General features: G+C 52.3%; 14 protein-coding genes and 1 tRNA gene. 6 read left to right on the top strand and 9 right to left on the bottom strand.

Annotated elements, in window-relative coordinates:
- The first annotated feature begins 1 nt into the window (after window position 1).
- On the top strand, window positions 2-406 hold the full coding sequence (locus tag DFG60_RS06520) for a GNAT family N-acetyltransferase (RefSeq protein ID WP_114570934.1): 405 nt from the start codon (window positions 2-4) through the stop codon (window positions 404-406).
- Window positions 407-481: 75 nt separating this feature from the next.
- Here DFG60_RS06520 and DFG60_RS06515 read toward each other — a convergent pair whose 3' ends face one another.
- From DFG60_RS06515 to DFG60_RS06505, 3 genes are all read right to left on the bottom strand, one after another.
- A complete protein-coding gene (locus DFG60_RS06515) occupies window positions 482-967 on the bottom strand; it encodes a dihydrofolate reductase (protein WP_114570933.1) in 486 nt (161 codons plus the stop codon).
- A complete protein-coding gene (locus DFG60_RS06510) occupies window positions 964-1,758 on the bottom strand; it encodes a thymidylate synthase (RefSeq protein ID WP_114570932.1) in 795 nt (264 codons plus the stop codon). Before DFG60_RS06510 ends, DFG60_RS06515 begins: the two co-directional genes overlap by 4 nt.
- Window positions 1,759-1,846: 88 nt before the next feature.
- Window positions 1,847-2,464, bottom strand: a complete 618-nt coding sequence (locus DFG60_RS06505) for a hypothetical protein (protein ID WP_114570931.1) — start codon at window positions 2,462-2,464, stop codon at window positions 1,847-1,849.
- A 177-nt stretch (window positions 2,465-2,641) separates the two neighbouring features.
- Between DFG60_RS06505 and DFG60_RS06500 the strand changes: the two genes are divergently transcribed.
- Complete coding sequence (locus tag DFG60_RS06500; protein WP_114570930.1) at window positions 2,642-4,312, top strand: glycoside hydrolase family 13 protein; 1,671 nt, start codon at window positions 2,642-2,644, stop codon at window positions 4,310-4,312.
- A gap of 96 nt (window positions 4,313-4,408) precedes the next feature.
- On the opposite strand, the gene DFG60_RS06495 is transcribed toward DFG60_RS06500, so the two are convergent.
- The 4 genes from DFG60_RS06495 to DFG60_RS06480 form a co-directional block, all read right to left on the bottom strand.
- Window positions 4,409-4,798, bottom strand: coding sequence for a PilZ domain-containing protein (locus tag DFG60_RS06495; protein WP_114570929.1), 390 nt, complete (start codon window positions 4,796-4,798; stop codon window positions 4,409-4,411).
- Window positions 4,799-4,947: 149 nt separating this feature from the next.
- Entirely contained in the window at window positions 4,948-5,646 is a 699-nt protein-coding gene (locus DFG60_RS06490) for a queuosine precursor transporter (RefSeq protein WP_114570928.1), read from the bottom strand.
- A 105-nt stretch (window positions 5,647-5,751) separates the two neighbouring features.
- On the bottom strand, window positions 5,752-6,231 hold the full coding sequence (locus tag DFG60_RS06485) for a GNAT family N-acetyltransferase (protein ID WP_114570927.1): 480 nt from the start codon (window positions 6,229-6,231) through the stop codon (window positions 5,752-5,754).
- A 76-nt stretch (window positions 6,232-6,307) separates the two neighbouring features.
- The gene (locus DFG60_RS06480) at window positions 6,308-7,180 is read right to left on the bottom strand and encodes a cation diffusion facilitator family transporter (protein WP_232818651.1); all 873 of its coding nucleotides are present in this window, start codon (window positions 7,178-7,180) and stop codon (window positions 6,308-6,310) included.
- A gap of 208 nt (window positions 7,181-7,388) precedes the next feature.
- On the opposite strand from DFG60_RS06480, the gene DFG60_RS06475 reads away from it, so the two are divergent.
- Both DFG60_RS06475 and DFG60_RS06470 read left to right on the top strand, forming a co-directional pair.
- The gene (locus DFG60_RS06475; protein ID WP_114570925.1) at window positions 7,389-7,703 is read left to right on the top strand and encodes a hypothetical protein; all 315 of its coding nucleotides are present in this window, start codon (window positions 7,389-7,391) and stop codon (window positions 7,701-7,703) included.
- A 43-nt stretch (window positions 7,704-7,746) separates the two neighbouring features.
- Window positions 7,747-8,544, top strand: a complete 798-nt coding sequence (locus DFG60_RS06470; RefSeq protein ID WP_114570924.1) for a class I SAM-dependent methyltransferase — start codon at window positions 7,747-7,749, stop codon at window positions 8,542-8,544.
- A gap of 76 nt (window positions 8,545-8,620) precedes the next feature.
- Here DFG60_RS06470 and putP read toward each other — a convergent pair whose 3' ends face one another.
- Complete coding sequence (gene putP, locus DFG60_RS06465; protein ID WP_114570923.1) at window positions 8,621-10,093, bottom strand: sodium/proline symporter PutP; 1,473 nt, start codon at window positions 10,091-10,093, stop codon at window positions 8,621-8,623.
- Between the two features lie 304 nt (window positions 10,094-10,397).
- Entirely contained in the window at window positions 10,398-11,579 is a 1,182-nt protein-coding gene (locus DFG60_RS06460; RefSeq protein ID WP_114570922.1) for a MalY/PatB family protein, read from the bottom strand.
- 134 nt (window positions 11,580-11,713) lie between these two features.
- On the opposite strand from DFG60_RS06460, the gene DFG60_RS06455 reads away from it, so the two are divergent.
- Window positions 11,714-11,911, top strand: coding sequence for a hypothetical protein (locus DFG60_RS06455; RefSeq protein WP_114570921.1), 198 nt, complete (start codon window positions 11,714-11,716; stop codon window positions 11,909-11,911).
- Window positions 11,912-12,043: 132 nt separating this feature from the next.
- Window positions 12,044-12,114 (top strand) — tRNA-Thr (locus tag DFG60_RS06450).
- Window positions 12,115-12,187 lie beyond the last annotated feature (73 nt).

Here is a 12,187-nt window from a genome sequence, read left to right as displayed (position 1 = left end):
AATGACGACTGCGAATTCAATCGTCTGCCGTCCATATGAAACGTTCGATTTCAATTCGATCAATGCCTTGAATGCTGCCGAAGGCTGGACGAATCTGGTCGAACGGTCGGAAGAAGTCAGGAAGGCATTCGAAAACTCGAACTGCTGCTTCGTCGCACTTGACGAGGACAAGGTCGTCGGATACGTGCGGGCGCTGACGGACGGGGAAGTCACGTTGTATGTATGCGAACTTTTGATCGCCGAGGCGTACAGGGGCCAAGGAATCGGGAAGGAACTGTTGCGTGTGATCCATGCGAAGCATCCGCGGACACGGATCGAGATGCTCGCAAGCAGCACGTCCCGCACCTATTACGAGTCGAATGGATACCGGCCGTTCTATGGGTTTCGCAAGACGATCTTGGAATGATGACACGAAAAAGGATGAGGCGATGCGATATACGCGCAGCCTCATCCTTTTTCGTCATATCGATGTGCATTCGTCTCAGTCGATCGTCCGGTCATATTGCCGTATTTCGAAGGCATGATCATTTTGGTCATCTTTCGGATGAAACGACGAGGCGACTTGGACGAAGTCTGCCGGTATTTCCGGATAGAACGTGTCCCCTTCGATCTCGGTGTCGACGATCGTCACATAGAGCCGTCGCGTCGCTTCGAGGGTCTGCCGGAAGATCTCTCCTCCGCCGATGACACAGACCTCCTCGCTCGAATCGACGAACCGCTCGAGGAACCGAAGATCATGTTCGATCACGACACCTTCAACTGAAAAGTCCTCGTCCCGGGTGACGACGATGTTCTTTCGCTTCGGCAAAGGCCATCCGATCGATTCGAACGTCTTCCGGCCCATGACGATCGTCTTCCCGAGCGTCGTCTCCTTGAAGTGGCGCAAGTCGGCGGGAAGATGCCAAGGGAGCTGATTGTCCTTTCCGATGACATGATTGTTGCTGTAGGCGACGACATGGCTGATCATATGGCGACCACTCCTTTGATGTGCGGATCCGCCTCGTATCCTTCGATGATGATGTCCTCGAAGGTGAAGTCTTCGATCCTGTCGATTTTTCGGGCGAACCGGAGAGTAGGCAATTTCTTCGGCGTGCGTGTCAGCTGAAGTTCCACTTGCTCCAGGTGGTTCGAGTAGATATGCGCATCTCCGAGCGTGTGAATGAATTCACCAGCTTCGAGACCTGTCACATGCGCGACCATATGTGTCAGTAATGCGTAAGACGCGATATTGAACGGAACACCGAGGAAGACGTCAGCAGAACGCTGATAGAGCTGACAGGACAGCTTGCCGTCCGCGACGTAGAACTGAAAGAGGAGATGACACGGCGGCAACGCCATCTGGTCGAGCTGACCAGGATTCCAGGCACTGACGATCAGCCGTCGTGAATCCGGGTTTATTTTGATCTGTTCGATCACCTCGGCGAGTTGGTCGACTGCGCCACCGTCAGGCTTCGGGAACGAGCGCCACTGTGCCCCGTACACCGGTCCGAGGTCCCCTTTATCGTCAGCCCATTCGTTCCAAATCCGTACTCCGTTTTCCTGGAGATACCGGATGTTCGTATCGCCGGAGATGAACCACAGCAGCTCGTGGAAAATCGACTTCGTATGTAATTTCTTCGTCGTCAGAAGGGGGAACCCGTCAGCGAGCGAAAAACGCATCTGATGACCGAAACGGCTGATCGTGCCCGTTCCCGTCCGGTCCTCCTTGCGTACCCCGTTTTTTAGGACATCCTGACAAAGCGCATGATACTGTTGCATTTGCTCCACCTCTTTCTCTCTTCTGGTGTTAAGTATAACAATGCTATTCCTCAAATAAAATGACGAAATGGACAAAAGCGCGGCCGTCTCAATCGACGACCGCGTTTGGCAAGTGCCGGCGGAATAAGTATCCGAGCAGACCGAATATCGGAATGAAGTCTCTCGGGTCGAATCCTCGTTCGTTTCGTTTTCGGATTCTTGCGAACATGAAAATCTGGAGAATATAGAACATGAGGAAATCGACGCTCATCGTCCGGACGAATTGATTCGACTGGAAATACGTCATGAAAATCGTCCAGTCGGACCTTGCGAGGGCAAGCCATAAGACGAGCGCGCTCAGGACGGCGAGCAGCGCACAAGCATAAGGAATGAATGGGCGCCTCTTGAATGGAACGAACGATCGTTTCGGAATCGCAAGTGCAAGATAGGGCATCAGAACGAAGGAGCCGAGGACGAATGAACCGATCGAAGCGAGGATCGGAGACGGTTTCAGGAAACGGCGCTCATCGAGGAACAGCAGGAAGAAGAGGGCCGGATAGATGCCAAGCAAGGCGAACAGGCTCAGTGCCGAGGCATCATACTGAGTCTGATCGAAACGGAGGAAGGCGAAGAGGAACCCGTCCGGAAACACACGGTTGTTACCGAAGAGAAGAATGAAGACGATTGCGATGATCCAAATCAAAAACAAGAAATATCGGCGATACATGGCGCCACCCCCTTTCCAAACTAATTCCTGAATTAGATTTATTTGAAACAAGATGCAGAAAGGAATAATCTTGTCGTCGCGATAGCGGCATGGTAAGATGACGATGGAATCAGATGGAAGCGCTTCACACAACAGTGCACGCGGTTGCACAATACTACATAAAGGGGCGATTTTAGGATGGAACGAAAATGGTGGCACGATAGCGTCGTCTATCAAATTTACCCGCGCAGCTTCAAGGATTCGAACGGAGACGGGGTCGGCGATCTCGTCGGAATCATCGAGAAGCTCGACTACCTGAAAGAGCTCGGGATCGACGTGATCTGGCTCAGCCCGATCTATGATTCGCCAAACGATGACAATGGATACGACATCCGCGACTACGAAGCGATCATGGAGGAGTTCGGAACGATGAACGACTTTGATCGTTTGCTCGCGCGCGCCCATGAACATGGAATCAAGATCGTCATGGACCTCGTGGTCAATCACTCCTCGGATGAACACGCCTGGTTCGTCGAATCAAGGAAGGGAAAGGACAACCCGTACCGCGACTACTACATCTGGCGCAAGGGCAATCCGGACGGCACGCTGCCGAATAACTGGGGATCGATTTTCTCAGGTCCGGCCTGGGAACACGACGTCGAGTCGGACGAATACTATCTTCATCTCTTCTCAAAAAAGCAGCCTGATTTGAACTGGGAGAACGAGACGATGCGCCGCGATGTCTATGCGATGATGAAGCGATGGCTCGACCGCGGCATCGACGGCTTCCGGATGGACGTCATCAACTTGATCTCGAAGGCGGACGGCTTGCCAGACGGGAAAGTCGGTGAAGGAGCGCTCTACGGTGACGGCGGGGAACATTACGTCAACGGACCGCGCGTCCATGAATATTTACGTGAGATGCATGATGCTTCGTTTGGTCAATACGATGTCCTGACGGTCGGCGAGATGCCGGGTGCTACGACGGAGGATGCGATTCTGTATACGAATCCGGAGCGTAAGGAAGTCAACATGGTCTTTACCTTCGAACATATGGATCTCGATTCAGGACCAGGCGGAAAGTGGGACGTGGTCCCCTTCCATCTCGCGAAGTTAAAAGAGAACTTCACGAAATGGCAGACGGCGCTTCACGGAAAAGGCTGGAACTCGCTTTACTGGAACAACCATGACCAGCCGCGTGTCGTAAGCCGCTTCGGTGACGACTCGGTCTACCGCGTCGAGTCGGCGAAGATGCTCGCGACGCTACTCCACATGCTTCAAGGAACTCCGTACATCTATCAGGGGGAAGAACTCGGTATGACGAATGTGTCGTTCGAATCGATCGAGGATTATGAAGACATCGAGATCCGCAACATGTGGCGGGAACGGACCGCACTCGGAGCATCACCTGCAGAACTCCTCAGATCCGTCCATATCAAAGGACGTGACAACGCGCGGACGCCGATGCAATGGTCAGCCGAGGAGAACGCCGGATTCACGACAGGCAAGCCGTGGTTGAAGGTCAATCCGAACTACCCGGAAATCAATGCCGAAGCAGTGCTGAAAGATCCGAACTCGATCTTCTACTACTACAAACAACTGATCGCCCTGCGTCATCAGCATGATTTGATGGTGTATGGAGACTACACGTTGCTGCATAAAAACCATGAGACGGTATATGCATATTCACGCCACCATGAGGGCGAGACATGGTATATCTACTGTTCGTTCGACAAACAGGAGACGAAGGTTGCGCTCGATCATGACACGTCTGATATCGTGATCGGAAACTATGCCGATCGCCCGCATGCCGGTCAAGAACTGACGCTGCGCCCTTACGAGGCAGTCGTCTACCGGACGAAAGCTTGATCGCCCGGAAATGAATGGAGAAAGGGACTTACCGGACCGTCGCAAGACGAATGGCAAGTCCCTTTTTTCGATTGAGCAGGAGAGGGAAACGAGAACTTAGAGCGGCATATTCGCTGCGCGCTTCCTGCGTTCATGACGTTCTTTCGCATGGCGTTTGACGGCTTGGGTGATACGCTGTTGATCGCTCGAACTCGTCTCGAGGAGCAGCCCATAGAGGTGTTGTTGACCAATCCATTTATGGTGCATGATCCTGCCTTTGAATTCGAAAGCATCTCCTGCATGATCGAGCGAAAAGGAGACGATGATTTTCGTGTCCGGCTCGACCGGCAGCTGCAGAGAGGTCAGGATCGCTAAGCCGCTCGGCGAGATGTTGAATACCTTCATCTTACCGGCTGAACTGCGCTTCCCATTTCGTTCGAGGTAGAACGAACCGGCTGGCTGATCGTCCAACTCATATCGGTACGATTCGTTTCTTCGGATACGCATGGTGTACTCCTCCTCTATTCACTATCGTCCGCTGTGGCCCTCCTCTTTAACGATTCAGTAAAAAAATTACAGTTGTCCAAAAATCGGTGGAAGACAGAAAAAAACGCCCGTTCCAGTCTTGGTCCGGACGTTCAATTCATACGAGTCGGTCACGCCGCAAGGTCACTTTTAGAGGATTTTGGATGCATCCTCTTAGCGATGTACATGAACGGAGTGGCGAACCAGGCGATGACGAACTTGGCAAGATACGTCGTCACGAAAATCTGCCACCAGATGTCGAACGGTAAAGCATGAAAAGCGATGGCGCAGAACGTGAGCGTGTCGAGCAACTGGCTTGCAAGCGTCGAACCCGTCGTCCGCAGCCAGAGCCATTTCTCGCCCGTCCGCTCCCTGATTTTCGTGTAGATGAAGACATCGAACAGCTGCGAGACGAGGTAGGCGCTTAGACTGCCGACGGCGATCCATGGCAGCAGGCCGAACAGCATATTGAGCGAATCTGACATCTCGAGCGCGAGCTTGTCCTCGAGCGGGGTATAAAGAAGACTGAACTGCATGAGCAGCGTCGTCGTGATGAGCGAGAAGAAACCGATCCAAACACCGCGCCGGGCGGCCTTACGTCCGTATTTCTCGTTCAGGATGTCAGTTGCGAGATAACTCGACCCGTAGACGACGTTGCCGAGCGTGAAGATATAGGTATAGAGTTCGACTTGCTGGGTGACTTGGATGTTCGCGATGATCGTCGCGATGGCGATCCACATATAGAGGCCGACTTGGCCGAATAGACGGTAGCCTACGAGAAGCAGACTGAGCGTCAAGAGGATGGATGGAATCCAGAGCCATTCATTCATAGGGGAATTTCTCCTTTCAAATCATTCAGATTTAGATTTTACGCTTCTTTTCAAAGCCTGTAAAGCACAGAAAAAAGACCCCTCTGATCAAGGGGCCATACCCAGTCAAGGTTTTGCGAGGACGTAGCGTTTCCGCTGTCCCTTTCTGTAGTAGGAGCCGGCACGCTCGAATCCGTTCACTTCAAGGATTCTGGATACGGCAGCCATGTGAGGTGTCGACGGGAGGACGAAAACCCGTACCTCGTGGTGACGCAGGACATTCGAAGCATCGAGCCCCTTCCTGACGGCTTCGGTCCCGTAACCTTTTCCGGAGTGGGAATCGAAAATCATCAGGTCCATCTGGTAATAGTGATCGGACTTGATCAAAATGACACGGCCGGCGATCTCGTCTTCGACGAGGACGTCGAAATAGAAATCCTCGGGATAGCTATGTTCCTCTGAATCGAAGAATCCTTCCTCGCCGAGTTCAAGCTCATAGCCTCGAAGTTCCGCCTGCGTCAAGCCATACGCCGTTTCGCCATATTTGATGAAGTGGTCGAATTCCATTCGGTCCACGTGACGGACGGCACGTTGTTTAAGTTCCATCTGGCCAGCCTCCCTTTCATCTGCTCTCTATATTATAGGGAGGAGGTTCAAGAAAATGCAAAGAATACCCGGAGCGTCAATGCTCGACCGGTTCGACATGGACATGAGTATAGGAGACACGGTGTTTATCAGCGAGCATTTCCTCGACTTCATCGCTGAGCGCGTGGGCCTGTGAAACCGTCAAGTTTCCGGACACGGCGATCGTCATGTCGACGAGGATCCGGTTTCCGAGGTGGCGGGCTTTGACGTCGCGAACTTCTTCGACGCCTTCGATCGAAAGCACGGAAGAGGCGTAGCGGTCGACGAGTTCAGGGGCGAACCCGTCCGAGAGATGGACAACGGTATCAAGGAAAATCTCGACAGCCGTCTTGATGATGATGAACGCGATGATGACCGCGAGGGCTGCATCGATGAAGGCGAGTCCGATCGTCGAGAAGAGCACCCCGATTGCCGTCCCGAGCGAGACGAGGGCATCGGAGAGGTTGTCTTTCGAGGCTGCGCGAAGAGCGATCGAATGTGTCCGCTTGGCGAGTCTTGCGTTGTAGACATAGACGAGAAACATGATGATCGCTCCAAGAAGGGCGAACAATCCTGCAGTCGGAGACGGAGTGGTGAAGTCACCGATGATCAGCGAGCGCGAGCTGTTGAAGAGGACGGCGAGTCCGACGCTGAGCATGATGAGGGAAGCAATCATCGCGGCGATCGATTCCATTTTCTGATGGCCGTATGGATGATCCTCGTCCTTCGGGCGTGCTGCGATCCGCAACCCGATGAATACAGCGACGGAAGCGATGATGTCCGTCGTGTTGTTGAAACCGTCGGCGAGCAATGCGCGCGAGTCGAACGACAGTCCGCCTGCGATCTTCAAGAACGAAAGAAACAGGTAGGCGACGATCGATACGACGGCGCCACGGATGGCGCGGGACGGATGGTCGACGGAATGAGTCAAAGAGACCACCTCCATGAATTAGGGATACTCGAATGAGTATAACAGGGTGGAAATTGGTGGGTCTATGCAAACATTTTTCGAGAAAAGCAATAAAGTTTCGTCCGGGAAAGAAACCGATTAATGTTGAAAATAGATATTACAGTTTCATTTTTCGACGATTATGGTAAAGTTATAAATAGAACACGAACGGCGGAAGGAGCCATGCACCATGTTTACAGAACGCGACGGCATCAAATTACGACTCGAGCAGATCGAACGCTTGTATGCCGATCTGAACCGGGAAGCGAAGCAGTTGACGGAACGTCTGCGTCAGCTTGATGAGCAGGGAGAAGAACCGAAGCATGACATTGCGATGAACAAGGAAGATCGCGAACACCTGAAATCATCAATCGACGAAACGCTCCAGGCACTGCTCCAGCGGACGACGGTGGACGCGAAGGTGGAACAGGAAAAGCAAGAGGACCTGATCTCGAAGAAAGCGCTGATCGAGGACATCGAGGATCTGCTCAAGAAAAAGAAATGAGCTGGCTGCGGCTGGCTTATTTTTGTGCAAGGAGGAATTGACCATGGAGGAACAAGTCGTGTTGACGACCTGCCTCAGACCGGTCGACGGGATGGAAGAGGAGCTCGATATGATCGAAGCGTCACTTGATCTTACCGTCATCCGGGTTGCGAGAAAGAAGAAGAGCATCAGCATGCTTCAGAAGGAATACGACAAACCGATTCTGGTCCTTGATAAGCGTCGTCTTGAACTCTATCCTGAAGGCATGGGAGAACCCTTTTTTTTCCATCCGTCCAGTGCTGTCTTCCGTGTCAAACAACTCATCAGCTCCGGACATGACCCGCTCGTCGCGTCAGCAAAGCTCAAACGGGGAATGACAGTGCTCGACTGCACGCTTGGCCTCGGTTCGGACAGCATCGTGATGAGTCACGCCGTCGGAGCCGAAGGGAAGGTCGTCGGCGTCGAGAGTCGTCAGTTGACTTCCTTCCTCGTCAGACGGGGACTCTCGAGTTGGAAGGAGAAGAGCGACATATTGAACGAGGCGATGCGCCGGATCGAGGTCGTGACCGCCGATTCACTAGAATACATGAAGACTTTGCCGGCCAACTCGTTCGATGTCGTCTTTTTCGATCCGATGTTCGAAAAGACGATCACGGAATCGCGCCATCTCGATCCACTGCGTTCGATCGCCGATGGGCGAGGTCTGTCGAAGCCGGCGATCGATGAGGCGAAACGGGTCGCGAGACAACGGGTCGTCCTGAAGGCTCACTTCGAAAGCAACTGGTTCGATGCCTTCGGATTCGAACGGGCTGTCCGTAAATCATCCAAGTTCCATTACGGGGTCATCGAATTGGAGAAGTGAATACGTCAAAAGCTCCCATCCCGCAGAAGTAGCGGAGTGGGAGCTTTTGACGTATGAATCGATTCTTTCGGCCAGCTTACTGGGCGATGTCCTTCATCTCGTCTTCCATGTCCTCGAACTTTTCTTGGACGGACGAAACGGGTTGACGCGTCATGAGACTGACGATGACGGTCATGAAGAGACTTGCGAAGAAACCTGGTACCATCTCGTAGAGTGTAGCGCTCAAATCAAGCTGTACCCAGAGAATGACTGTCAATGCGCCTGTCAGCATGCCGGCGAGCGCACCCTGCTTCGTCATCCGCTTCCAGTAGAGGGACAGCAAAATGATCGGACCGAAGGCTGAACCGAATCCTGCCCACGCGTATCCGACGAGCGAGAGAATCGTTGCTGAAGGATTCCACGCAAGGATCGAACCGACGATGGCGATGACGAGAACGGCCATACGGCCGGTGAATACCATTTCCTTGTCCGAAGCATCCTTCTTCAAGAATGTCTTATAGAAGTCTTCCGTCAACGCACTCGACGTGACGAGCAACTGGGAAGAAATCGTCGACATGATGGCTGCGAGGATCGCTGCCATCAGGAATCCGGTGATATACGGATGAAACAGGACGTCAGAGAAGCGGATGAAGACCGTTTCCGGGTCACCGAGCCCGTTGCCCTGTCCTTCGAAATAGGCGATTCCGACAAGACCTGTCATCATGGCGCCGACGATCGAGATGAACATCCAACCGATACCGATACGTCTGGCCTTTTTCAAGTCCTTGACTGAGCGGATGGCCATGAAGCGGACGATGATATGGGGCTGACCGAAGTAGCCGAGACCCCACGCGAGGAATCCGATGATTCCAAGGAGCGTCGTCCCCTTGAACGGGTCGAAGAGCGACGGATCGAGCTTTTCAGCGTAAGACACCGCACCGTCCATTCCGCCTACGTCCGTCAACGCGACGATCGGGACGAGAATGAGGGCGATGAACATGATACAACCCTGGACGAAGTCGGTCCAACTGACTGCGAGAAAGCCGCCAAAGAGTGTGTAGGCGACGACGACCGCGATCGTCAAGAGCATACCATAGTGATAATCGAAGCCGAATGAGCTTTCAAACAGCTTACCGCCAGATACGATGCCGGCAGATGTGTAGAATGTGAAGAAGACGATGATGACCGCTGCCGAAACCATTCGCAGCACTCGTGAGTTATCCTTGAAACGATTTTCGAGGAAGTCAGGAATCGTGATCGAGTCATTCGCCATCTCCGTGTACAGACGGAAACGTGGTGCTAACAATACATAGTTGACGTAACAGCCGATCAACAGTCCGACTGCGAGCCAGATAGCGGAAACGCCAGTCGCATACATCGCGCCGGGCAGACCCATCAGCATCCAGCCGCTCATGTCCGATGCACCGGCAGAGAGCGCCGTCACTCCAGGGCCGAGGTCACGGCCACCGAGCATATAATCTTCCGAGTTGGTCGTTCGCTTGAAGGCGAACCACCCGATCGCGAGCATCAAACCGAGATACAAGGCGATCGAAATCCATTCTTGCGTCATATTCAATTCCTCCAATGCTTTTCACCGTGGTTGTTGGCATACGGCGGATATGACAACTACCTTAACAAGGATCTTCAAGTCCATGCAAGTCAGCTCAAGAGCGGAAAAATCGACTTCAACCGTTGGGGTTGTAAGCTTGAAGAGGTGTATCATCCAATATCAAGTTTAAATTTTCGGAATTCAGTAATTTTTCCTTAATCGATGCGTCACCGTGTTGTCATCCTTCTGAAATGATTTTTCAACATCGATCGGGTATAGCAAAACCGCCCTTCACTGGAAGCTCTCCGCAGAAGGACGGTCGATATCAGATACGATCACGGATTTGTTTTTGATAAGCAAGCCCTAATCGGTCGAGCGCCAAGTCGAGCTGCTGACGCGGACATCCGAAATTCAGCCGTTCAAATGACTCACCTGTTTTTCCGAACGGCTCTCCGTGCGTCAACGCGACCTGTGCTTCATCGCGAAGCCACAGTTTTCGTTCTTCTATGTCCGGCAACAAGGCAGTGAAGTCGATCCAGAGCAGATAAGTAGCTTCCGGGACCTGAACTTCTAGCATTGGCATCTCGTCCCGAATCCGTCGAACGGCGTGATTTCTGTTCTCCTCAAGATAATTGATCAGCGAATCGAGCCAAGCCTCGCTGTCCTCAGACTGGTAGGCAGCCTCGAAGGCGACGAGTGCGAACGTGTTCGGGTGGACGAAATGTCTTTGCTGTACGGCTTTGATCTTTTTCCGGTGCTCCACGTTCGGTGCGATCATAAAGGAAGCATAGAGCCCCGGAATGTTGAAGGATTTCGATGGTGCACTGATCAGTATTGTCCGTTCTCTCCCGAAATCGATCGAGGGCAGGTGTGTCGATTCACTGAAGACGAGGTCTGCATGGATCTCGTCCGAGACGACGAGGACGTCGTACGTCTCAGCTAGACGATAAATTCGTTCAAGTTCCTCTTTTCGCCATACTCGTCCGACCGGATTATGCGGACTGCAGAGCAAGATAAGTTTCGCCGTCCTCATCTGTTCTTCAAGCGAACTGAAATCGATCACATAGCCATCTTTTGTCAAAAGAAGTTCGTTCTCGACCAAAGTGCGCCCGTTGTCGCTGACTACCTGGAAGAACGGGGGATAGACAGGTGTCTGGATGATGATCTCATCCTGTTCATCCGTAAGGGCGAGAATCGTATGCGAGAGCGCGGTCACGACACCGCTCGCATATAATAAATCCTCCTGGGAGACCGAAGTATTAAATCGACGGTCGAACCAGGAGATGATGGCCTGCTTCTCCCGTTCACCGAAAAATGAATATCCGAATTGACCGGTGGCTGCCCGTCTAGCAAGTGCCTCACTGATGGCATCCGGTGTCCTGAAGTCCATATCGGCGACCCACATCGGAACAAGATCGTCTGATCCATAAAATGCCTTCAGGGCGTCCCATTTGACGGATGAAGTGTCCTTTCTGTCCACTGTCTCGCTGAAATCGAATCTTCTCATGATCGAATGACCCCTTCCTTTGCCTGGATAGGTCTAGTATGCCATTTTGTGGCTCAAGCGTTTCGTTTTTTGAAAAAAAGGGGAAACTAATTAGCGTGAAAGAGGTATCTACAGAACTGGAGGGAAAGAAATCTATGCTGCATACAAAAGTACTCGTCGGCCGAGCGCCTGAAGAATTGGAAGAAAAGATGAATACGTTTTTCGAGGAACAGGGTGTCGGGACGAACGCCATCATCACGCTGAAGTTTTCTACTTTCGTCGCCTCGAAGGCAGATGAACATTATTCAGCTCTTGTCGTCTATGACAACGCATTGACGAAGACGACCTATTGATTCTTCGATGTGAAATTCTTAATTAGAAGAAAAGGAAACGGCATGTCTTCCCGGTAGCTCCATTCAATCAACACGGAGAGGGACGGACTTGCCGGTTCTTTCATTATACGCTATACTGATATCAGATTAAGCGCTTCCGTAGGTTAATGGCAGACCTCAGCAATGGTAATGCTGCAGTGCGAGTTCGATTCTCGCCGGAAGCATAATGAAGCTTTCAGCCTATTCGTTAGTGCTGGAGGCTTCTTTCGTTTGATTTGAGAATGGGGGAGGGAGACG

It is taken from the genome of Exiguobacterium flavidum, from assembly GCF_003344535.1.
GTDB classification, from domain to species: domain Bacteria; phylum Bacillota; class Bacilli; order Exiguobacteriales; family Exiguobacteriaceae; genus Exiguobacterium_A; species Exiguobacterium_A flavidum.
This window is presented reverse-complemented; position numbering and strand designations above follow the sequence as displayed.

What these genes read in the sequence shown, in the direction of transcription:
- DFG60_RS06505 (WP_114570931.1), bottom strand. Translation starts at nt 2,464, where the DNA reads ATGTATCGCCGATATTTCTTGTTTTTGATTTGGATCATCGCAATCGTC.
- DFG60_RS06460 (WP_114570922.1), bottom strand. Translation starts at nt 11,579, where the DNA reads ATGAGAAGATTCGATTTCAGCGAGACAGTGGACAGAAAGGACACTTCA.
- DFG60_RS06515 (WP_114570933.1), bottom strand. Translation starts at nt 967, where the DNA reads ATGATCAGCCATGTCGTCGCCTACAGCAACAATCATGTCATCGGAAAG.
- DFG60_RS06455 (WP_114570921.1), top strand. Translation starts at nt 11,714, where the DNA reads ATGCTGCATACAAAAGTACTCGTCGGCCGAGCGCCTGAAGAATTGGAA.
- DFG60_RS06500 (WP_114570930.1), top strand. Translation starts at nt 2,642, where the DNA reads ATGGAACGAAAATGGTGGCACGATAGCGTCGTCTATCAAATTTACCCG.
- DFG60_RS06520 (WP_114570934.1), top strand. Translation starts at nt 2, where the DNA reads ATGACGACTGCGAATTCAATCGTCTGCCGTCCATATGAAACGTTCGAT.
- DFG60_RS06495 (WP_114570929.1), bottom strand. Translation starts at nt 4,798, where the DNA reads ATGCGTATCCGAAGAAACGAATCGTACCGATATGAGTTGGACGATCAG.
- DFG60_RS06470 (WP_114570924.1), top strand. Translation starts at nt 7,747, where the DNA reads ATGGAGGAACAAGTCGTGTTGACGACCTGCCTCAGACCGGTCGACGGG.
- DFG60_RS06490 (WP_114570928.1), bottom strand. Translation starts at nt 5,646, where the DNA reads ATGAATGAATGGCTCTGGATTCCATCCATCCTCTTGACGCTCAGTCTG.
- DFG60_RS06475 (WP_114570925.1), top strand. Translation starts at nt 7,389, where the DNA reads ATGTTTACAGAACGCGACGGCATCAAATTACGACTCGAGCAGATCGAA.
- putP (WP_114570923.1), bottom strand. Translation starts at nt 10,093, where the DNA reads ATGACGCAAGAATGGATTTCGATCGCCTTGTATCTCGGTTTGATGCTC.
- DFG60_RS06510 (WP_114570932.1), bottom strand. Translation starts at nt 1,758, where the DNA reads ATGCAACAGTATCATGCGCTTTGTCAGGATGTCCTAAAAAACGGGGTA.
- DFG60_RS06485 (WP_114570927.1), bottom strand. Translation starts at nt 6,231, where the DNA reads ATGGAACTTAAACAACGTGCCGTCCGTCACGTGGACCGAATGGAATTC.